This is a genomic window from Winogradskyella sp. R77965 (assembly GCF_044594915.1).
Taxonomy (GTDB): Bacteria; Bacteroidota; Bacteroidia; order Flavobacteriales; family Flavobacteriaceae; genus Winogradskyella.
The window spans coordinates 374,383-394,322 of the sequence record NZ_CP138990.1 but is presented as its reverse complement, the minus strand read 5'-3'; the positions used below and the strand labels follow the sequence as shown (position 1 = coordinate 394,322).

24 protein-coding genes and 1 tRNA gene are annotated in these 19,940 nt (G+C 33.1%); 19 read left to right on the top strand and 6 right to left on the bottom strand.

What is annotated here, in order from left to right:
• The 13 genes from SJY34_RS01930 (at window position 1) to SJY34_RS01870 (ending at window position 9,031) form a co-directional block, all read left to right on the top strand.
• A complete protein-coding gene (locus SJY34_RS01930; protein ID WP_400078389.1) occupies window positions 1-1,470 on the top strand; it encodes a cryptochrome/photolyase family protein in 1,470 nt (489 codons plus the stop codon).
• Entirely contained in the window at window positions 1,470-2,960 is a 1,491-nt protein-coding gene (locus SJY34_RS01925; protein WP_400078387.1) for a deoxyribodipyrimidine photo-lyase/cryptochrome family protein, read from the top strand. Before SJY34_RS01930 ends, SJY34_RS01925 begins: the two co-directional genes overlap by 1 nt.
• A 100-nt stretch (window positions 2,961-3,060) precedes the next feature.
• Window positions 3,061-3,492 (top strand): hypothetical protein, encoded by a 432-nt coding sequence (locus SJY34_RS01920; RefSeq protein WP_400078385.1) that lies wholly within the window; start codon window positions 3,061-3,063, stop codon window positions 3,490-3,492.
• Complete coding sequence (locus SJY34_RS01915; protein ID WP_400078383.1) at window positions 3,489-3,761, top strand: TIGR03643 family protein; 273 nt, start codon at window positions 3,489-3,491, stop codon at window positions 3,759-3,761. The genes SJY34_RS01920 and SJY34_RS01915 overlap by 4 nt, the downstream gene beginning before the upstream one ends.
• A 55-nt stretch (window positions 3,762-3,816) precedes the next feature.
• On the top strand, window positions 3,817-4,509 hold the full coding sequence (gene folE, locus SJY34_RS01910; protein ID WP_400078381.1) for a GTP cyclohydrolase I FolE: 693 nt from the start codon (window positions 3,817-3,819) through the stop codon (window positions 4,507-4,509).
• Window positions 4,510-4,519: 10 nt separating this feature from the next.
• Window positions 4,520-4,747 carry a hypothetical protein gene (locus tag SJY34_RS01905; RefSeq protein ID WP_400078379.1) on the top strand — a complete coding sequence of 76 codons (228 nt, stop codon included), beginning with the start codon at window positions 4,520-4,522 and terminating at the stop codon, window positions 4,745-4,747.
• 3 nt (window positions 4,748-4,750) lie between these two features.
• On the top strand, window positions 4,751-5,437 hold the full coding sequence (locus tag SJY34_RS01900; protein WP_400078378.1) for an SDR family NAD(P)-dependent oxidoreductase: 687 nt from the start codon (window positions 4,751-4,753) through the stop codon (window positions 5,435-5,437).
• 4 nt (window positions 5,438-5,441) lie between these two features.
• Complete coding sequence (locus tag SJY34_RS01895; protein ID WP_400078377.1) at window positions 5,442-5,981, top strand: glutathione peroxidase; 540 nt, start codon at window positions 5,442-5,444, stop codon at window positions 5,979-5,981.
• Between the two features lie 6 nt (window positions 5,982-5,987).
• The gene (locus SJY34_RS01890; RefSeq protein WP_400078375.1) at window positions 5,988-6,155 is read left to right on the top strand and encodes a Lacal_2735 family protein; all 168 of its coding nucleotides are present in this window, start codon (window positions 5,988-5,990) and stop codon (window positions 6,153-6,155) included.
• 4 nt (window positions 6,156-6,159) lie between these two features.
• Window positions 6,160-6,624 (top strand): TspO/MBR family protein, encoded by a 465-nt coding sequence (locus SJY34_RS01885; protein WP_400078374.1) that lies wholly within the window; start codon window positions 6,160-6,162, stop codon window positions 6,622-6,624.
• A 32-nt stretch (window positions 6,625-6,656) separates the two neighbouring features.
• Window positions 6,657-7,118 (top strand): cell division inhibitor, encoded by a 462-nt coding sequence (locus SJY34_RS01880; RefSeq protein WP_400078372.1) that lies wholly within the window; start codon window positions 6,657-6,659, stop codon window positions 7,116-7,118.
• Between the two features lie 3 nt (window positions 7,119-7,121).
• Window positions 7,122-8,426, top strand: coding sequence for a cryptochrome/photolyase family protein (locus SJY34_RS01875; RefSeq protein WP_400078370.1), 1,305 nt, complete (start codon window positions 7,122-7,124; stop codon window positions 8,424-8,426).
• Window positions 8,427-8,668: 242 nt separating this feature from the next.
• Window positions 8,669-9,031, top strand: a complete 363-nt coding sequence (locus SJY34_RS01870; protein WP_400078368.1) for a SnoaL-like domain-containing protein — start codon at window positions 8,669-8,671, stop codon at window positions 9,029-9,031.
• Between the two features lie 76 nt (window positions 9,032-9,107).
• On the opposite strand, the gene murA is transcribed toward SJY34_RS01870, so the two are convergent.
• From murA to SJY34_RS01855, 3 genes are all read right to left on the bottom strand, one after another.
• Window positions 9,108-10,424 carry a UDP-N-acetylglucosamine 1-carboxyvinyltransferase gene (murA, locus tag SJY34_RS01865; RefSeq protein WP_400078366.1) on the bottom strand — a complete coding sequence of 439 codons (1,317 nt, stop codon included), beginning with the start codon at window positions 10,422-10,424 and terminating at the stop codon, window positions 9,108-9,110.
• A gap of 6 nt (window positions 10,425-10,430) precedes the next feature.
• A complete protein-coding gene (locus SJY34_RS01860; RefSeq protein ID WP_400078364.1) occupies window positions 10,431-11,084 on the bottom strand; it encodes a DUF4290 domain-containing protein in 654 nt (217 codons plus the stop codon).
• A gap of 90 nt (window positions 11,085-11,174) precedes the next feature.
• On the bottom strand, window positions 11,175-11,468 hold the full coding sequence (locus SJY34_RS01855; RefSeq protein ID WP_400081432.1) for a DUF493 family protein: 294 nt from the start codon (window positions 11,466-11,468) through the stop codon (window positions 11,175-11,177).
• Window positions 11,469-11,546: 78 nt separating this feature from the next.
• Here SJY34_RS01855 and SJY34_RS01850 point away from each other — a divergent pair, with 78 nt between their 5' ends.
• The 5 genes from SJY34_RS01850 to SJY34_RS01830 all read left to right on the top strand — a co-directional run bounded on the left by SJY34_RS01850 (window position 11,547) and on the right by SJY34_RS01830 (window position 16,093).
• A complete protein-coding gene (locus SJY34_RS01850; RefSeq protein WP_400078362.1) occupies window positions 11,547-12,089 on the top strand; it encodes an AAA family ATPase in 543 nt (180 codons plus the stop codon).
• Window positions 12,089-13,984, top strand: coding sequence for an ATP-dependent DNA helicase RecQ (locus tag SJY34_RS01845; RefSeq protein ID WP_400078360.1), 1,896 nt, complete (start codon window positions 12,089-12,091; stop codon window positions 13,982-13,984). The genes SJY34_RS01850 and SJY34_RS01845 overlap by 1 nt, the downstream gene beginning before the upstream one ends.
• Window positions 13,981-14,940, top strand: coding sequence for a methionyl-tRNA formyltransferase (fmt, locus tag SJY34_RS01840; RefSeq protein WP_400078359.1), 960 nt, complete (start codon window positions 13,981-13,983; stop codon window positions 14,938-14,940). Before SJY34_RS01845 ends, fmt begins: the two co-directional genes overlap by 4 nt.
• Window positions 14,941-15,136: 196 nt before the next feature.
• Window positions 15,137-15,409 carry an HU family DNA-binding protein gene (locus SJY34_RS01835; protein WP_008271173.1) on the top strand — a complete coding sequence of 91 codons (273 nt, stop codon included), beginning with the start codon at window positions 15,137-15,139 and terminating at the stop codon, window positions 15,407-15,409.
• Between the two features lie 129 nt (window positions 15,410-15,538).
• Window positions 15,539-16,093: a YqgE/AlgH family protein gene (locus tag SJY34_RS01830; protein ID WP_400078358.1), complete on the top strand. Its 555-nt coding sequence runs from the start codon at window positions 15,539-15,541 to the stop codon at window positions 16,091-16,093.
• On the opposite strand, the gene SJY34_RS01825 is transcribed toward SJY34_RS01830, so the two are convergent.
• Together SJY34_RS01825 and SJY34_RS01820 are read right to left on the bottom strand one after the other, a co-directional pair.
• Window positions 16,090-16,941 (bottom strand): aminotransferase class IV, encoded by an 852-nt coding sequence (locus tag SJY34_RS01825; RefSeq protein WP_400078356.1) that lies wholly within the window; start codon window positions 16,939-16,941, stop codon window positions 16,090-16,092. The genes SJY34_RS01830 and SJY34_RS01825 overlap by 4 nt on opposite strands.
• Window positions 16,942-17,006: 65 nt before the next feature.
• Window positions 17,007-17,399 carry an START-like domain-containing protein gene (locus SJY34_RS01820; protein ID WP_400078354.1) on the bottom strand — a complete coding sequence of 131 codons (393 nt, stop codon included), beginning with the start codon at window positions 17,397-17,399 and terminating at the stop codon, window positions 17,007-17,009.
• A 130-nt stretch (window positions 17,400-17,529) separates the two neighbouring features.
• On the opposite strand from SJY34_RS01820, the gene SJY34_RS01815 reads away from it, so the two are divergent.
• Window positions 17,530-17,603, top strand: a tRNA-Met gene (locus SJY34_RS01815).
• A 270-nt stretch (window positions 17,604-17,873) separates the two neighbouring features.
• Here the strand turns inward: SJY34_RS01815 and SJY34_RS01810 are convergent.
• A complete protein-coding gene (locus SJY34_RS01810) occupies window positions 17,874-19,874 on the bottom strand; it encodes a thiamine pyrophosphate-dependent enzyme (protein WP_400078352.1) in 2,001 nt (666 codons plus the stop codon).
• Between the last annotated feature and the right edge of the window lie 66 nt (window positions 19,875-19,940).

The following is a 19,940-nucleotide window of genomic DNA, read 5'->3' as shown; positions in this document are numbered from 1 at the left end:
ATGAAAGAAGCAGTCTTAATATTCCCACATCAACTATTTAAGAATTCACCAGTTCTTGAACAAGATTGTGACATTTATTTAGTTGAGGAATTTCTGTTTTTTAAACATTACAAATTCCATAAACAGAAGATTGCGTTTCATAGAGCATCAATGAAATCTTATGAAAATCACTTAAAAAAGAAAGGGAAGACCATAAAATATGTTGATGCTACTAATGACTTGTGTGATGTGCGTAAGCTTATTCCAAAACTTATTGAAGACGGCATTGAAAAACTTTATATTACAGACCCAACTGACAATTGGCTTCACAAACATATTGATTCAACTTCAGAAGCTATAGAAATAGCATGGTACGAGAATCCGCTATTCATAAATTCCAAACAAGATTTATCTTCTTTTTTTAAGCCATCAAAAAAGAAATTCTTTCAGACTTCATTTTACAAACAACAACGAAAAGATAGGAATATCCTAATGGTTTCAGGAGAACCAGAAGGTGGAAAATGGACATATGACGTTGACAACAGAAAGAAATATCCTAAAGACAAAACACCGCCTAACATCCAATTTCCAGATACTTCAGATTATCATAAGGAAGCAGAAAGCTATGTAAATGAGCATTTTGCTAATCATTACGGAGAGTTAACTGAGTTCACACTCTACCCTATTGATTATAATACTTCTAAAAAGTGGTTTCAACAATTTTTAGAAATTCGTTTTCATGAGTTTGGCGTCTATGAAGACGCCATAGTAAAAGAAGCGCATTTTTTAAATCATAGCCTACTATCTCCTTTAATAAACGTCGGACTTTTAGAACCAGAATATGTCATAAGGACAGCTATAGAATATGCAAAAGAAAATGATGTTTCATTAAATTCAACAGAAGGTTTTGTTCGCCAAATATTAGGATGGAGAGAATTTATCCGTGGTATATACGAAGTGAAGGGTACCGAAGAACGCAACAAGAATTTTTGGAAATTCAGTAGAAAAATTCCGAAGTCATTCTACGATGGTTCAACAGGAATTAAACCAGTAGACGATGTTATAAAGAAAGTCTTAAAAACAGGGTATGCACATCATATAGAACGCTTAATGATTTTAGGCAACTTTATGGTATTGTGCGAATTTGATCCAGACGACGTCTACAAATGGTTTATGGAATTATTTATTGATGCGTACGATTGGGTGATGGTACCGAATGTATATGGTATGAGTTTATATGCTGATGGTGGTTTAATGTCAACCAAGCCATATATAAGTAGTAGTAACTATATCATGAAAATGAGTAACTACTCTAAAGGAGATTGGCAGCCCATTTGGGATGGATTATTTTGGACGTTTATGGATAAGCATAGGGATTTCTTTTTGAGTAATCCACGTTTAGGAATGCTGATTAGAACATTCGATAAAATGAAACAAGAAACAAAAGAAAAGCACTTTGCGAATGCTAAAACTTTTTTACAACAATTATAATGTCTGAAAAGGAACATATAAATGTAGTATGGCTAAAACGCGATTTAAGACTTCAGGATAATGAAGCTATTTCTAATGCTTTAAAATCTAAAAAACGTGTCTTGATTCTTTATGTTTTTGAGCACTTATTACTGAATGATGCACATTATAGTGCGCGTCATTTTAATTTCATAAAAGAATCGATAAGAGATTTAAATGAGCAGCTTACAGAATACAATTCAAAAGTATTAACAGCCACTAGCGATATTACCAGTGCTTTTAATCAACTTCAAGAATTCTATAAAATCGATGCCGTTTATTCTCATGTTGAAACCGGCTTATTAATCACTTATAATAGAGATAAAGAATTTAAGCGCTACTGTAGAAACAATTTTATAGACTGGGAAGAATCCAAAAATAATGGTGTTGAACGTGGTTTGGTAAACAGAGATAATTGGTTCGAAAATTGGGAAGCTTACATGTACCAAGAGCTTGAAACCTTTCAACCTATAGAAAATCAATTATTAAGTACTACTGAAATTCAAACTTTAGAGAAGGTATTTGCAGTTACCAATTTGGACACAGAATCTAAAACAAAATTTCAAAAAGGAGGTAGCACTATAGGTTGGAGATATGCTAACTCATTTTTTGAAAGTAGGCACGAAGATTACATGTTTAACATTTCAAAACCAGAAGCTTCTCGAAGTAGTTGCAGTAGGATTTCTCCCTATATAGCCTGGGGAAACTTATCGATTAGACAAGTATTTCAAAAAGGCAAAGCAGTTAAAATAACAACTAAAGATAAACGTCATATAAGTGCATTTATATCGAGATTGCGATGGCAAGCCCATTTTATCCAAAAGTTTGAAATGGAGCATACTATGGAAAATGCTAGTGTAAATAAAGGCTACCACAAGTTGAAGAAAAGTATTTCTAAAGACTATCAAAAAGCATGGAAAACTGGGCAAACCGGATTTCCTTTAGTAGACGCGAGCATGCGCTGTCTTATTGAAACTGGCTATGTGAATTTTAGAATGCGTGCGATGTTAGCATCATTTTTTACGCACATACTTTGGCAACCTTGGCAATCGGCTACAACGCATTTATCACAACAATTCTTAGATTTCGAACCCGGAATTCATTTTCCGCAATTGCAAATGCAAGCTGGCGAAACAGGAATTAATAACCTTAGAATTTATAACCCTACGACAAATAGTCTAAAACATGATCCTGATGCAGTTTTTATAAAAAAATGGGTACCAGAACTTGCACATTTAGATACAGCTTTCATTCATGAACCCTACTTAATGACTGAGATGGAGCAAACGTTTTATAATTTTAAACTTGGAGAAAACTATCCAAATCCAATAGTAGATATAAAAAAGAATCGAAAACGGGCTAGTGAAATTCTTTGGAATATGAAAGATGATCCCGAAGTGCGCCGTGAAAGTTCTCGTATATTAAAACGACATACGATAAGTCAACGAAATCGTATGCTAAGAGATGAGTAAGCTCTTGTTTTTAAGCTAATTTTCCTACTTTCATAATTCTGTGTTAATTTTGTTTAAGTTTTTTATTTAAACATTAAACATTTTGTACATTTACTTCAGAATGATATTAAATACGACACATCACAATTCTGAACACAAAAAAATTATAGCTGACATTGTTGGTTATCAGTTTAGTTTGGTACAGAAATTGAAATTAGGAGGAGTAGGTTCTAAACGCATGATAATTGACGATGTTAGCCCTAATATGAAATCTATGATGAATTTGGTATCTGATATCAATTATGCAAATATTGAGCTTAGACCAAAAGGGATTTTGATTATGATTAATAAAGGTTTAAAAAATTTTACTTGGATTATTCCATATTATCAATTGGTAATTTATAAGACTAATGGTTCTAGTATTCATGCTCAAGGAAAATATATACAATTCAGAAATAGTAGAACTTTTAAAGAGAATAAAAAGTTCTTTAGTAAATTACTAGATGAAAAAGTAAAATATGATATGCAATATGCGATGCCTCAGAACATATGAATTTAAAAATTAGAGACATTGATCGTGTTATAGAGATGGCCTGGGAAGACAGAACACCTTTTGACGCAATTACATTTCAATTCGGAATAAAAGAACAAGAGGTTATTAATTTAATGCGAAGAGAATTAAAACCGAGTAGCTTTAGACTATGGAGAGCGAGAGTACAGGGAAGAGCTACTAAACACAGTAAAAAAAGAACGTTTGACGAAGGCAGATTTAAATGCTCAAGACAAAGAACAATAACAAACAACTCTATTTCAAAACGTTAACACGTGCTTTGATTTAAGTTTGGAGTACTTAAAGCCAGCACATTAAAAAGATTCTATGAAAACGGAAACAATTTCCCAAAAAAACGGACATCAGCTAAATGGATTTAGTATTGAAGACATTGGCGATGATCATTTATTTACAAGTTTAGACACACCAATGAAGCCAAATGCTTTTGATATGTCTAATGATGAAAAAAAGCAGCGTATATCTATATTATTTTCAGAAATAATGGATGTACTTGGTTTAGATTTAACCGATGATTCATTGCAAGGTACACCAGACCGAGTAGCCAAAATGTATATAGAAGAAATTTTCTCAGGATTAGACCCTAAGAATAAACCTAAAGTGGCATTGTTTGATAACAAATATCAATACAATCAGATGTTAGTTGAAAAAAATATTACATTTTATTCAAACTGCGAGCATCATTTTGTGCCAATTATTGGAACAGCTCATATTGCATACAAATCGTCTGGGAAGGTTATTGGCCTTTCAAAATTAAACCGAATTGTACAATATTACGCTAAGCGTCCACAGGTACAAGAGCGTTTAACAAATCAGATAGCAAACGAACTTAAAACTGTATTAGAAACAGAAGATGTTGCGGTAATCATAGATGCTAAACATTTGTGTGTATCTTCGAGAGGTGTTAAGGATGATACGTCTGCAACAGTAACAACATACTACGGTGGTGAATTTAATACACCAGAAAAAATTTCAGAATTACAAAATTATATTAACAGCTAAATAAATTGTTATGGATTTAATCAACAGAGCTCTAGAATTTGAGCAAGAAAAAAGAAAGTCGTTGTCCACTAGTGACCGCGTAAGGATTTCGAGAGAAGCAAAATCTTTGATTTTAGGTCTAAACGAAATCTATAAACAAAACAAAGACCAAAGCATCATGGACATCATGAAGCGCTTAACAGTTATAAAACAAAAAATTGAAAAACGCTTAAAGGGACGCCCTTTAACAGCATCGTAAGCAATGAGCAGATTAATAGTGATTGGAGGAAGCAGAGGTATTGGCAATGCTATTGTTACATCTTTGCTTTCTTCTTATGATGAAGTGGTAAACATCAGTAGAACAGAACCTGAGCAAATACAAAGTAATTTAAAACATTATAACTGTGATGTCTTAAATGATGAATTACCAGACATAGAATCCGCAGACGGATTGGTGTATTGTCCTGGTAGTATTAATTTAAAACCAATTAATCGTTTGAGTGTAGATGATTTTAAAGCTGATTTTGATATTAATGTTTTAGGTGCGGTTAAAACTGTACAAAAATATCTACCTGCTTTAAAAAAAGGAAATAAGCCCTCAATTGTATTTTTCAGTACAGTGGCAGCCAAATTAGGAATGCCATTTCATGCTAGCGTAGCAGCATCAAAATCTGCAGTAGAAGGATTGACTAAGTCGCTAGGAGCAGAATTAGCTCCTACGATACGTGTTAATGCCATTGCACCAACAGTAACTGATACCGAATTGGCATCAAAATTATTGCGAAATGAGCGCATGATACAGAATATGAATGATCGGCACCCACTAAAAAAATATTTACAACCACAAGAAGTAGCAGATATGGCAGCGTTTTTACTTTCAGAAAAAGCGGCATCGCTCTCAGGTCAGATTTTTGAAATGGATTGTGGAATCGTAAGTTTTAAACTTTAATAATATGAATCCATTAAAAGCCTTTGTTGGCACAATTATGACCTCAGACTCTGATGTTACTCAAATAGCCACTGAGTCCATTTACGACATAGAAATAAATAATCTTCAAGGTCAACCAATAGATTTATCAAATTTTAAAGGAAAGAAGATTTTATTTGTCAATGTGGCCTCAAAATGTGGCTTTACACCGCAATATAGAGAATTACAAAAATTGCATGAAATTTACCAAAATGATTTGGTTGTAATAGGCGTACCATGCAATCAATTCGGTAGTCAAGAACCAGGTAAATCTCAAGAAATTCAAGAATTTTGTGAGATTAATTACGGAGTATCTTTTTTAATTACTGAGAAGATAAATGTAAAAGGTGATCAGCAACATCCATTATACAAATGGTTGACTAAAAAAGCAATTAACGGGAAACAAAATTCTACAGTTAAATGGAATTTTCAGAAGTATTTAATAGCGGAAGATGGTGAATTTATAGACTACTTCTACTCTATCACAAAGCCTATGAATTCTCGTATTACTCAATATTTAAAATAAAGATACATGTTTGGAATATTTAAAAAAACATCAGAGTTAGACAAACTACAAAAGCAGTATGAAAAACTGATGGCCGATTGGCATAGACTTTCAACGACCAATAGAGCTGAAAGTGATAAAAAATATGCTGAAGCTCAAAAAATTATAGAACAGATTGAAATTTTAAAACAATAGCGTTTTGAAAAAAATCTACCTTCTAATACTATTCTTAGTCATCAATTTTGGCGGCTTAGCTATAGGTAGTTATTTAATGAATGATGGTCCGACTTCTGTTTGGTATACAAGTCTCAACCAAGCCCCATGGACACCTCCAGGTTGGGTTTTTGGTGCAGCATGGACACTCATTATGATATGCTTTTCAGTCTATTTAACTTATCTGTTTACGTATAGAAATTCGAAATTTGTAATTACTATCTACACATTAGCTTTTGTTCTCAATGTTAGCTGGAATTATATTTTCTTTAACCAACACTTAGTAAATATTGCGCTTGTAACAATCGTAGCATTAACTTTAGTTATTTCATATTTCTTTATAAGCTTCGGAGATGAAAAATTGAGCAAGATGAAATATCTCCTATTGCCTTATATTATTTGGCTTTGTATTGCGACTTCACTAAACGGATATATAGTTTTTAATAATTAACTACGACTGCGCTCAGCTACCAATTTAATAATATGAAAATATATACATTACACAAAAAACAAAATTTACCAATATCAGTGGAAAAGGCTTGGGAATTTCTATCAAGTCCAAAAAACTTAAAAACCATAACTCCAGATTATATGGGTTTTAATATACTATCTGGTGCAGAAAAACCAATGTTTCCTGGGCAAATCATACAATATATCGTTACTCCCATTTTAGGTATAAAAACCAAATGGGTGACAGAAATAACTCATGTAAAAGACAAAGAATATTTTGTAGACGAACAACGTTTTGGTCCTTATTCGCTTTGGCATCACAAACATTTCATAAAAAAAATTGATGGTGGTGTTGAGATGGAGGATATAATTGATTATAAAGTACCAATGGGTATTTTAGGGCAACTAGTGCATCCTATCCTAGTAAAGCCGAAACTTGAAGAAATTTTTAACTATAGAACGAAAAAATTAGAAGAACTTTTTGGCACATATTAGTTTATGACTCATACCGTTAATATTTTTTGGTTTAGACGAGACCTAAGATTAGATGATAATGCAGGTTTTTACGAAGCGCTGAGAAGTAAACATCCTGTATTACCAATTTTTATATTCGATTCAGAAATTTTGGATAAGCTTCCAAAAAATGATGCTCGTGTCACTTTTATACATAAGGCGCTTCAAGGTATGAGACAAACGCTACAAGACGAATATGATAGTGGTATTGCAATGTATCATGGTAAACCCAAAGAAATATATAAAGAGCTATTAAAGGATTTCAAAATTGATACCGTATATACCAATCACGATTATGAGCCTTATGCAAAAGAACGTGATCAAGAGATTGAGCAACACTTAGAAGAACACAATATTGGGTTTAAAACTTTTAAAGATCAGGTCATCTTCGAAAAAGACGAAGTAGTAAAGAAAGATGGTGATCCATATAAAGTTTACACCCCTTACATGCGAACTTGGAAAGAAAAATTTAAAACTATTGATTTAGAGATTTTCTATACCAATTCGTACTTAAAGAATTTGGTAGAACATTCAAGATTACCCAATTTAAGTCTGTCTGATATTGGGTTTGAAACATCTCAACAACATATTTCGGAGTATGAAGTAACACCAACTTTAATTCAACAATACGAAGAGACCAGAAATTATCCCGCAAAAGATGCGACCTCGAGATTGGGACCACATTTACGTTTTGGAACCGTAAGTGTGCGAAAAATGATAAAAAAAGCTATTGCAGAAAAGAATGAAATTTTTTGGCAAGAACTTATTTGGCGTGAGTTTTTTATGCAAATACTTTGGCACTATCCACATACAGAAGATAAAGCGTTCAAACCAAAATATGATAGAATAGAATGGAGAAACAATGAGGAAGAATTTAAGAAATGGTGCGAAGGTAAAACAGGCTACCCCTTAGTTGATGCAGGTATGAGACAACTCAATGAGACTGGTTTTATGCATAATCGTGTGCGAATGTTGGTTGGTAGTTTTCTTTGCAAACATTTATTAATAGATTGGAGATGGGGAGAAGCTTATTTTGCAGAGAAGCTCCACGATTACGAAATGGCAAGTAATGTTGGTAATTGGCAATGGGTCGCTGGCTCTGGTGTAGACGCTTCACCGTATTTTAGAATTTTTAATCCAACTTCTCAAATTCAAAAGTTCGACAAAAATCACGAGTATATTAAAAAGTGGGTGCCAGATTATCAAGAATTAACCTATCCAAAGCCAATGGTTGACCATAAAGAAGCCAGACAACGCTGTTTAGATATATACAAATCTGCTGTTAATTAACATATTTATTAACTATAGTTTAAATTTTTAACACTTATATACAATAATATCTAAAATATTACGTTTCTCTATTAAGATGATTAACGTCATTATAGAAATAACCATTTCAATAAACAATTTTAAGCTCTGACTAGTCATCAGAGCTTTTTTTATTTGCAAGTAAATCAATCATAACATTATTTTAAGATTTATAAATTGACTTTTGGTTAACTTTATCTAACTAATTTAAAGTCAAACACAATATGAACACTTGGGATGTTGCCAAAAAATGGCAAGAAATGTGCAATAAAGGTGAAAACTTAGAATGCATCAACGAATTATACGCAGAAAACGTAATTAGTAATGAAATGCCAGGAATGCCAGGAGAAAAAATAACTGGTAAACAAGAGGTATGGAATAAAAACAAAGAATGGCTAGATAATGTTACTGAATTTCATAGCAGCTCAATCAGTGAGCCTGTTGTAGCTGGAAATCATTTTACCACAAAAATGGATTTTGATATTACTTTTAAGGATAGAGGAAGACAACAAATGGAAGAGCTTGCTGTATTTGAAGTCAAAGATGGTAAAATTGTAAGTGAACAATTTTTATATTCTATGGAATAGTATCTAGATCTTATTAAAACATAAAAGCTTCAAGTTTAAAATTTGAAGCTTTTTTATATATTAATAATTATAAATTTCAGTTCCCTTCTATACGTTCAATTTTTGCACCAATAGCTCTTAAACGTTCAGCTATGTTTTCATAACCTCTATCAATCTGTTCAATATTATGTATGGTAGATGTTCCTTTTGCAGATAAAGCCGCAATTAACAAAGAGACACCAGCTCTAATATCTGGAGAAGTCATAGTCGTAGCTTTTAGTGTTGACTTAAAATCGTGACCGATGATTGTTGCTCTATGCGGATCACAAAGAATAATCTTTGCACCCATATCTATTAGCTTATCAACAAAGAACAAACGACTTTCGAACATTTTTTGATGCACTACCGCACTTCCTCTAGCCTGTGTTAATACTGTTAAGATTATACTTAATAAATCTGGTGTAAAACCTGGCCAAGGCGCATCAGCAATAGTTAAGATTGAACCATCTATATAACTTTGCACTTCATAACCGTTAACATGAGCTGGTATATGAATATCATCTCCTTGTCGCTCTACTGTAATTCCTATTTTTCTAAATACACTTGGAATAACCCCTAAATCATCCCAACTCACATTCGTAATTGTCAATTCACTTTTTGTCATAGCCGCCAAACCAATCCAGCTACCAATCTCAATCATATCTGGTAACATTCTGTGTTCAGTTCCTCCTAAAGCATCAACACCTTCAATAACTAATAAATTAGAACCAACACCAGATATTTTTGCTCCCATACGATTTAGCATCTTACAGAGCTGTTGCAAATAAGGTTCACAAGCTGCATTATAAATTGTTGTTGTACCTTCTGCTAAAACAGCAGCCATTACGATATTGGCTGTTCCTGTTACCGAGGCTTCATCTAAAAGCATGTATGCCCCTTTTAGTTTTTTCGCTTCTACACCGTAAAATAAATCTTCTCTATTATAACGGAATTTAGCACCAAGATTAATAAAACCTTCAAAGTGTGTATCTAAACGACGTCGACCTATTTTATCACCACCTGGTTTCGGAATATATCCTTTTCCAAAGCGTGCTAGTAAAGGTCCAACTATCATTATAGAACCTCTCAAGCCCTTACCGTCCTCTTTAAATTCAGCTGATTCCAAGTATTTTAAATTGACTTCATCAGCTTTAAAGGTGTAAGATCCTTTACCAATTTTATTGATTTTTACGCCTAATTTTTTCAATAACGCGATGAGTTTATTGACATCAATAATATCTGGTACGTTTTCTATTTTAATTTCTTCTGCAGTTAAAAGTACTGCACATAAGATTTGTAAAGCTTCATTTTTTGCTCCTTGAGGCTGAATTTTACCCTTTAGTTGGTGGCCGCCTTCAATTTTAAATGTACTCATTCGTGGTTAGTAACGTTTTCTGTTATTGGAATATTTTTTCTTTGAACTGCTCTTTTTACCAGAACCACCTTTTCCTCCATACTTGGACTTGGTTCGCATTAAGCTAGAAGACTCACTTAAATCTTCATTACTGTTCTTTAAGTTAATTTTACCACCTGAAAGCTCAAATAAATGGTCAAAAATGACATCATCTTCTACAGTGTCTTTATTCCAGTTAAGGAAGCACTTTTTCATATGGTTAGCAATTGTAAAGGTTAAAGCTTCTTTAAGTTCACCTTCTTCCCAACCTACTGCAACATCAATCATCGTTTTTATATTGTTTCCGTAAAAACGATATTTAGGATGATTCTGTGGGTATTTTAAAGGCTCAGGTCTAGCTTGTATTTCTTCTTTTGAAGGCATACCATAAGGAGAATCAACATCTAATTCAAAATCAGCCATAATAAATAACTGATCCCATAATTTATGCTGAAAATCTGGTACATCTCTTAAATGAGGCTGTAAATTACCCATTACCGAGATAATGGCCTTTGAAACTTTATTTCTTTCTTCTTTGGTCTCACGAGACTTAGCATAATTAATCATCTTTTGCAGATGACGTCCATATTCTGGTATAATTAAATGCTCGCGTTCTGTGTTGTATTCTAAATCGTCAATCAAAATTGTAAAATGTGTAGTAAATAATAATAAAACCTGTAGTCTTTAGGTTTTGTTGCAAAGTACAAAAAAATACGAAGGGTATAATAAATTTTACAGAGAAATTACACCTTCAACATTTTCGGCTACTTCCTTATATTTAGCTATGACAGCTTCAGGGTTTTTCATCCTAACATTTATAGAAACACTTGTGTATTTTCCATTTTTAGATGCATTAGTGGTAATAACCGCTCCCAAATCATTAAAGAGGCCTTCAATAGCTGCAATTCCTGTGCCTTTAGAAAGTACAATAAATTTATATAAATATTCAGCTGGCCAAAGCGCAGTGTCATATAACTGACCTTTAAGTTTTTCGTAAAATTCGTCTGTTTTCTTAGAACTATCCATGGTAAAATTTTTCAATTGCAAAGATACGTTTAACTTTACATTTTTATCTTTTATTTTTAAAGCAAAAATGTTGCCAATTTGAATCCGAAGAAAATTGTCATTACTGGTGGACCAGGAACCGGAAAAACATCAATAATTAATCACTTAATAAAAAGTGGTTTTCTTTGCTATGATGAAATTTCTAGACAAGTGACACTTCAAGCTAGAAAAGAAGGCATTGAACAATTGTTTTTAACAAAGCCCTTATTGTTTAGCGAGAAACTTCTTGAAGGAAGAACGCAGCAATTTTTTGACGCTCAAAAAGAGTTGGACAATGTTGTCTTCTTAGACAGAGGAATACCAGATATATTAGCATATATGGATTATGCAGATGATACTTATCCTGATCATTTTGTAAAAGCATGTGAAACTTACACTTACGATAGTATTTTCGTTTTAGCACCTTGGCAAGAGATTTTCACAAGTGATAGTGAACGTTACGAAAACTTTGAACAAGCCATAGAAATTCATCATCATTTATTAGATACTTATAAGCGTTTTGGCTATAATTTGATTGATGTTCCTTTCGGAAGTATAAAAACTCGGACAGACTTTGTTCTAGACTCCTTAAATTTGCAGTGATGCATCCTATTGAAGTTTTAGAACGTCACTGGAATCACACTTCCTTTAGACCATTACAAGAAGAGATTATCACTTCGGTTTTGAACCATGAGGATACTTTTGCACTATTACCAACTGGCGGAGGGAAATCGATTTGTTTCCAAATTCCTGCATTAATTCAAGATGGTATTTGCATTGTCGTGTCTCCATTAATTGCTTTAATGAAAGATCAGGTTAATACGCTTAAACGAAAAGGTATTAAAGCTATTGCCTTAACTTCTGGCATGTCTTATAAAGATTTAGATACACAATTAGACAATTGCATTTACGGCAACTATAAGTTTCTTTATCTATCACCAGAGCGCTTACAACAGCCTTTAGTACAAGAGCGTATTCAGCAAATGCAAGTCAGTTTAATTGCTGTTGATGAGGCACATTGCATTAGTCAATGGGGAAATGATTTTAGACCAGCATACAAAAACATAAGTGTTTTAAGACAGATACATCCTCATGTAAATTGTATTGCCCTTACAGCAACGGCAAAACACAATGTTGTTGATGATATTATTGAAAACCTCGATTTTGTAAGTCCAAAAATTTATAAAGCATCCTTTGCAAGACCAAATATTGCATATAGTGTTATTCATACAGATGATAAATTATTTCAATTAGAACATATTTTAAATAGACATCATGGTTCATCTATAATATATGTTCGAAATAGAAGAGCAACAATTGATATTCATAATTATTTAAATGCAAAAAAGTTTTCTTCTACCTTCTACCATGGAGGTATAACCAATAAGGAAAAACAAGAGCGCTTATACCAATGGACCAATGACCAAAAGCAAATTATAGTGGCTACAACCGCTTTTGGAATGGGAATTGATAAGGCTAATGTAAAAACCGTAATTCATTTCAATTTACCCGAAAGTTTAGAAAGTTATTATCAAGAAGCTGGTAGAGCTGGTCGCGATGGAGATCTAGCACATGCTGTTATTTTAAAACAGCATGTCGATGAAGACCACCTTCGCAATCAATTTTTAAGTACATTACCTTCAGTAGATTTTGTGAAAACTGTATATAATAAATTGTGCAATTATTTTCAAATCTCTTATGGAGAAGGCGAAAATAGTTTACACCAATTCGACTTTAAGTCTTTTTGTAATGCCTACAAGTTAAGTGCCAGTATTACTTACAATGCGTTATTATTACTTGATAGAAATGCGATTATAACTCTAACTCAGCATTTTAATTTTAGAACTAAAATTCAGTTTATAACAAGCAATACTGTATTATTTCAATATTTAGAAACCCATTTAGATCTTAATATTTTAGTTAAAGTACTTCTAAGAACCTATGGTGGTATTTTTGATTATGAAACGAAAGTTAATCTCAGTTTAATTATTCAAAAATCAAATCTTACAGAAAAACAGGTTATTGAACAATTACAACGCTTAGAAAAAGACGAAGTTATCAGTCTACAAATGGCTAATACTGATTCTGAAATTACCTTTCTCCTACCTCGTGAAGATGACATTACCATAAACCCAATAGCAAAAACTATAGAACAACAGCACACTTTAAAACATAAGCAAATAGAATCTGTACTAGCTTATATCAAAAATGATAAGGTTTGTAAGAGTCTGCAATTACTCACTTACTTTGGAGAAAAAACCAGTGAAGTCTGTGGTATATGTTCTGTTTGTATGGCAAAAACATCTAAAATCAATAGCGGTTCAAAAGCAAGTCTTTCAGATAATGTTTTAAAAGCTTTAAAAGCTGAAGCCTTATCTTCGCGACAACTATTACATAAAATTAAATGTTCTGAACAAGAGCTCTTACTGACAATTTCAGAATTAATGGAAACAAAAAAGATTAAAATAACTAACGCAAATACCTACACTATTATATGACAACAAAACGCGATTTACGAATTGTTTTTATGGGCACTCCCGATTTTGCCGTAGCTACATTAAAAGCGCTTTTATACCACAACTATAATGTTGTTGGTGTTATTACTGCTCCAGATCGACCAGCAGGTCGTGGACAGAAGCTAAGAGCCTCAGCTGTAAAACAATTTGCATTAGAGCATGATTTAAAAATCTTACAACCAAAAAATTTAAAAGCTGAAACATTTATTGAAGAACTAAAAGCACTAAATGCTAATTTACAAATCATCGTTGCTTTTAGAATGTTACCAAAGGTTGTATGGCAAATGCCAGAATACGGAACATTTAACCTACATGCATCCTTACTACCACAATATAGAGGTGCAGCACCAATTCATTGGGCTATAATTAATGGTGAAACAAAAACTGGTGTCACTACGTTTTTTATTGATGAAAAAATAGATACTGGCGCCATTATTTCGAAAAAAGAAACAAAAATCGGAAAGGATACTACCGTTGGAGAACTACATGATGAATTAATGAATATCGGAAGTGAGTTAGTAATTGAAACCGTTATACAAATTGAAACTGGCAAAGAATCTACTAAAACACAACCAAAATCTGAAAATTTAAAAACCGCTTATAAACTCAATAGAGAAAATTGTAAAATTGATTGGTCGCAACCTATTGATACCATATATAATATGACTAGAGGTTTAAATCCTTTTCCTGCAGCTTGGTGTTATCTTGACAATGACGATAAAGAGGAATTAAGCATTAAGATATATGGCGTTGAGAAACTCTTAGAAAACCACAATTTTGATAATGGACAACTTATATCAACTAAAGATGAACTAAAAGTTGCTTGCACAGGGGGTTACATAAATATCAAAGCAATGCAGCTTCCTGGAAAGCGAAAAATGGACATAAAATCGCTCTTAAATGGGTTTCATTTTTCTGAATCGGCAAAACTGCTGTAAACCCTTATTATCATTGGTTTTATAAAAATCCGATGAAATGCATCGTCTTTATTAACAAATGCTATAAGTTATCAACAAAAAGCCGTTTTTCCCTTGCTATTACTTGCGTAGCTGAATATTACTAATAATTTTGTGTACGGATTTTTAATAACAACTATTTAAAAACCGAATTTTTAACAATTTAAAATTAAAATTTATGAACAAAACAGATTTAATCAATGGGATGGCAGAGAATGCTGGAATTACAAAAGCAGCTGCAAAAAAAGCATTAGATTCTTTATTAGTTGACATCGAAGGATCTTTACAAAAAGGTAACAGAGTATCTTTAGTAGGTTTTGGTTCTTGGTCAGTTTCTAGAAGAGCTGCAAGAGATGGAAGAAACCCACAAACTGGTAAGACTATAAAAATCAAAGCTAAAAATGTAGTAAAATTTAAGGCAGGTTCTGACTTAAGTAGTGCTGTAAACTAAGACATTTTTTGTTTCAAATACAGAGCCTGCTCATTGAGCAGGCTTTTTTTTGCTCCAATTTTTAAAGGCTTTAAGTTGCTTTTCTGAGAAAAATACTCTAGATTTAGTTATCATTAAGGAAATAAAACAATGACCAAACCCGAAAAAGGCAACCTTTTAATTGCCGAACCATCCATAATCGGTGATATATCGTTCAACCGTGCAGTGATTCTTTTAGCAGATCACAATGCATTAGGGTCGGTTGGTTTTATCTTAAATAAGCCTTTAGATTACAATCTAAAAGATCTTATTGAAGGCACAGAGTCTGACTTTACGGTGTATAATGGTGGACCAGTAGAACAAGATAACCTCTATTTCATCCATAAATCGCCAGATTTAATTCCAAATAGTATCGAAATCTCTAATGGTATTTTTTGGGGTGGAGATTTTAGTGTAGTATTGGATCTGATTAATGAAAAGAAAATATCTAAAAATGATATTCGCTTCTTTTTGGGTTATTCCGGTTGGGACGAACAGCAATTAGATACTGAACTACAATCTAATACTTGGTTGGTTTCTGAGAATATTCACGATAACGATATTATAGCAAAAAGCTGTTCTACATTTTGGAGAGAAAAAATGATAGAACTAGGTGGAGATTATAGTATTTGGTCTAATGCACCCGAGAATCCAAGTTATAATTAGGTTAAACGCAACTTTGCATTTAGCTTGGCAACGACCTTTTTAGCAAAATCAGTTTTAAAAGTCTTCTTACGGTAATTTGTTATTGGTACAATTCCTTTTATCACATTGGTAATAAACAATTCATCAGCTTTCTGCAGCTCAAAAGGACTTATGGACGTTTCTTCTACCAATAAATTAACATCCTTGGCTAACAATTCTAAAATCTGCTTCCTCATTACACCTTTTAAGCAACCATCTTCAAGTGGAGGTGTTTTTATTTTATCTCCTTTAACTAAAAATAAGTTTCCGTTTAGAGCTTCAATAATACTTTTATTTGTATTTAAAACTAGACAGTTATCAAAGTCATTTTCTTTGGCATAGACACTACCTATGACTTGAATTGCTTTATTATTAGATTTCAATCCAGACAACAATCCTGGAGCCATAAAATAATCTTTGTATAAATCAACCCTGTAGCTTAATTGATCATCAATAGTATAAAATGGATTATTATGTACTTCAGAGCTAATATTAAAATTCACTTTCTCATGATTAGAAGGCAAATATTTACCACCTTCTCCTCTATCTACATTTAGGCGTACGCGTGCCGACGATTTCAGTAAATCATTAGCTTCGAGTGTTTTTAAGATTTCTGCTTCAAGAAATTCCATAGTAAAATTCATAGGAATTTCCATGCGTAGAATTCTCATTGAAGCCATAAGTCTAAAGTAATGGTCTTCCCAAAAGAATATTTTACCATTAACTACTTTTAGTGTTTCAAAAAGTGCATCACCATATTTATATCCTCTGTTCTCTGTAGTAAGGTTAGAATCACTTTCAGAAAGAATTGTTCCGTTAAAATTTACCATAAAAAAATCTCGATTTAGTTTTTAAATAAATCGAGACAAATATATAATAGATAAGTTAGTTACGTTTACCTTGAGCCCAAAACTTGTTTAAGACTTGCAATTTGATTGGTCCATAGCATCTTCCCTTCTTCTATTTCATCATCTTCAGCAAAATCAGTAACCATTAAAGAAACATCTTTTGTAATTTCATCAACTTGAATACGAATTTCAAAATAATAAGATGCACCATCTTCATCATCTTCTAACCATCTAAATTTTACACGTTCACCACTTTTTTTACTGAGCAGTTTAGCTTGTTCTTCTGAGCCATCCCATATAAAAGTAAATAACTCGCCTCGAGAATTTACATTATCTGCAAACCATTCTGATAAGCCTGAAGGTGTTGATATATAAGTATATATAAGCGAGGGAGAAGCCTGAATTACAAACTCCATTTCATATTTTTCTTTATCGTCCATTATTGAATTATATTATATGCTCAATATATACAATTATGGGTCAAAACAAAACTATAAGCTAAATTTATTTTTTTTAGAATGTTATGTTTGTTGTCGCAGAATTTGTTTCTATATTTGCAGCCGAAATTATGGCGAGGTAGCTCAGTCGGTTAGAGCGTCGGATTCATAACCCGGAGGTCACGAGTTCAATTCTCGTTCTCGCTACAATAGTTAAAAGTCTAACACGGAAGTGTTGGACTTTTTTTATGCGTTGCATTGAAGCTCGCTTCAAAGTGTAAAAAAAGATAGAATTTTTCAAAGAAAACCATTGGGCGCATTATAATTGGTTTCTATACAACAAAAACACAAGCAGGTTCTAATACAAAATGGAAATTGAAAGAAGAAGGTCTAACTAAAACGGGCGAACTAGTTAAGTCTTTTAATAAAGAATGGAATCACCAAAGACTGAGTAATTATATAAATAGAATTTTAACTTCAATAACTCAACAATTCCCTCAGACTACCTTCAAACTTCCCTCTAGCCATATACTGTTCTTCTAACTGAGCGGCGAAAGGAATCGGAGTTTCCATACTAGCAACGCGCTTCACTGGTGCATCTAAATATTCAAAGCACTCTTCCATAAGCATTGCAGATATATCACTGGCAATACCTCCAAACATTGAGTCTTCTTGCAGAATTATAGCTCTTCCAGTCTTTTTAACCGAATTAAAAATAGCATCTTTATCTAAGGGCTGAAGTGTCCTTAAATCTATTACGTCGGCTGAAATATCTGAATTCTTTTCTAAAGTTTCTAAAGCCCAATGCACACCTGCTCCATACGTAATAATAGTAACAGATTCACCTTCTTTTAAAAGCGAAGCTTTACCAAATGGTAAGGTATAATAATCTGTAGGTACATCCTGTCTAATGCTTCTGTATAAAGCCTTATGCTCAAAAAACAAAACAGGATTTGGGTCATTAATCGCCGTAGCCAACAACCCTTTTGCATCATATGGAAATGCTGGATAAATCACTTTTAAACCTGGTGTTTTGGTAAACCAAGCCTCATTAGTTTGTGAATGAAACGGACCTGCTGCTACACCTCCACCACATGGCATTCTAATCACAACATCTGCTTGTTGTTGCCATCTATAATGTGATTTTGCTAAATAATTAACTACAGGATTAAAGCCAGAGGTTACAAAATCTGCAAATTGCATTTCTACTACAGCTTTCATACCAGCAATGGATAATCCCATTCCTGCTTCTACAATTGCAGATTCGCAAATAGGAGTGTTACGCACTCTCTCTTTTCCAAATTGCTTTACAAAACCTTCTGTAATTTTAAAAACACCACCATATTCAGCAATATCTTGTCCCATTAGTATTAAGTCATTATGCTTTTCCATCGATTGTCTTAATCCTTCTGAAATCGCATCAATAAGCCTTAGTTCTTTTGTTTCTTTATTTGGAGTATGTTCCTTATAATCAACTACTTTGTAAACATCATTTAATTCTTCAGTTTCACTAGGTCTAATATCATCTTCAGCATAGGCAGAATCTAAAGCCGAATCAATTTCAGCTTTAATTTCAGCATTATAAGCCTCATCTATTTTTGCTGTCAATATTTTTTTACTGTACAGATAGCTCCTAAAGTTTTCTATAGGATCTTTAGCTTCCCATGCTTCTATTAAGTCTTTAGGAACATACTTAGTTCCGCTAGCCTCTTCGTGTCCGCGTCTTCTAAACGTTTCAAATTCAATAAGAATAGGTCTTGGACGTTTCCTTATGCTTTCAACCAATTTCTTGACCTTGGTGTAGGTTTCTATAATATTATTACCGTCTAAAACAAACGCTTCAATGCCATAACCTTTTCCTCTATCTGCTAAATGTTTACAATGATACTGTTCGTTAGTAGGTGTAGAAAGCCCATAACCGTTATTTTCTATACAAAACATTACTGGTAATTGCCAAACAGAAGCTACATTAAGTGCTTCGTGAAAATCTCCTTCGCTTGTTCCTCCTTCACCCGTAAATACTGCAGTTACCTTCCCGTTTTTCTTCAAAAGATTTGCCAAAGCTATACCATCTGCAACACCCAATTGTGGTCCAAGATGAGATATCATTCCAACAATATTGTACTCTTGAGTACCAAAATGAAACGAACGATCTCTACCTTTAGTAAAGCCACTCGCCTTGCCTTGCCATTGGCAAAACAAACGATGTAACGGAATCTCTCTTGTTGTAAATACACCAAGATTTCGGTGCATTGGTAAAATATACTCACTAGGCTTTAATGCCATAGTCACTCCAACAGAAATAGCTTCTTGCCCAATACCAGAAAACCATTTTGACACTTTACCTTGACGCAGTAGAATCAGCATTTTTTCTTCAATAAGTCGAGGTTTCAACATATTGTAATAAAGCTTTAGTAAGCTTTTATCAGTCAAATTGCGTTTATCGAAATCAATATTGCTTTTCGTTATTGTAGGCATAAGCTCTTCTTTCAGTGATACCTCAAATGTAAATAAAATTGCTTCAATATGGTAGAATGTGCTTCA

Excerpts from the sequence above, each read along its gene's own strand:
- SJY34_RS01920 (WP_400078385.1), top strand. The coding sequence starts at position 3,061 with ATGATATTAAATACGACACATCACAATTCTGAACACAAAAAAATTATA.
- folE (WP_400078381.1), top strand. The coding sequence starts at position 3,817 with ATGAAAACGGAAACAATTTCCCAAAAAAACGGACATCAGCTAAATGGA.
- SJY34_RS01875 (WP_400078370.1), top strand. The coding sequence starts at position 7,122 with ATGACTCATACCGTTAATATTTTTTGGTTTAGACGAGACCTAAGATTA.
- SJY34_RS01870 (WP_400078368.1), top strand. The coding sequence starts at position 8,669 with ATGAACACTTGGGATGTTGCCAAAAAATGGCAAGAAATGTGCAATAAA.
- SJY34_RS01810 (WP_400078352.1), bottom strand. The coding sequence starts at position 19,874 with ATGCCTACAATAACGAAAAGCAATATTGATTTCGATAAACGCAATTTG.
- SJY34_RS01915 (WP_400078383.1), top strand. The coding sequence starts at position 3,489 with ATGAATTTAAAAATTAGAGACATTGATCGTGTTATAGAGATGGCCTGG.
- SJY34_RS01830 (WP_400078358.1), top strand. The coding sequence starts at position 15,539 with ATGACCAAACCCGAAAAAGGCAACCTTTTAATTGCCGAACCATCCATA.
- SJY34_RS01890 (WP_400078375.1), top strand. The coding sequence starts at position 5,988 with ATGTTTGGAATATTTAAAAAAACATCAGAGTTAGACAAACTACAAAAG.
- SJY34_RS01895 (WP_400078377.1), top strand. The coding sequence starts at position 5,442 with ATGAATCCATTAAAAGCCTTTGTTGGCACAATTATGACCTCAGACTCT.
- SJY34_RS01925 (WP_400078387.1), top strand. The coding sequence starts at position 1,470 with ATGTCTGAAAAGGAACATATAAATGTAGTATGGCTAAAACGCGATTTA.
- SJY34_RS01905 (WP_400078379.1), top strand. The coding sequence starts at position 4,520 with ATGGATTTAATCAACAGAGCTCTAGAATTTGAGCAAGAAAAAAGAAAG.
- SJY34_RS01825 (WP_400078356.1), bottom strand. The coding sequence starts at position 16,941 with ATGGTAAATTTTAACGGAACAATTCTTTCTGAAAGTGATTCTAACCTT.
- SJY34_RS01845 (WP_400078360.1), top strand. The coding sequence starts at position 12,089 with ATGCATCCTATTGAAGTTTTAGAACGTCACTGGAATCACACTTCCTTT.
- murA (WP_400078366.1), bottom strand. The coding sequence starts at position 10,424 with ATGAGTACATTTAAAATTGAAGGCGGCCACCAACTAAAGGGTAAAATT.
- SJY34_RS01835 (WP_008271173.1), top strand. The coding sequence starts at position 15,137 with ATGAACAAAACAGATTTAATCAATGGGATGGCAGAGAATGCTGGAATT.
- SJY34_RS01855 (WP_400081432.1), bottom strand. The coding sequence starts at position 11,468 with ATGGATAGTTCTAAGAAAACAGACGAATTTTACGAAAAACTTAAAGGT.
- fmt (WP_400078359.1), top strand. The coding sequence starts at position 13,981 with ATGACAACAAAACGCGATTTACGAATTGTTTTTATGGGCACTCCCGAT.
- SJY34_RS01900 (WP_400078378.1), top strand. The coding sequence starts at position 4,751 with ATGAGCAGATTAATAGTGATTGGAGGAAGCAGAGGTATTGGCAATGCT.
- SJY34_RS01930 (WP_400078389.1), top strand. The coding sequence starts at position 1 with ATGAAAGAAGCAGTCTTAATATTCCCACATCAACTATTTAAGAATTCA.
- SJY34_RS01880 (WP_400078372.1), top strand. The coding sequence starts at position 6,657 with ATGAAAATATATACATTACACAAAAAACAAAATTTACCAATATCAGTG.
- SJY34_RS01820 (WP_400078354.1), bottom strand. The coding sequence starts at position 17,399 with ATGGACGATAAAGAAAAATATGAAATGGAGTTTGTAATTCAGGCTTCT.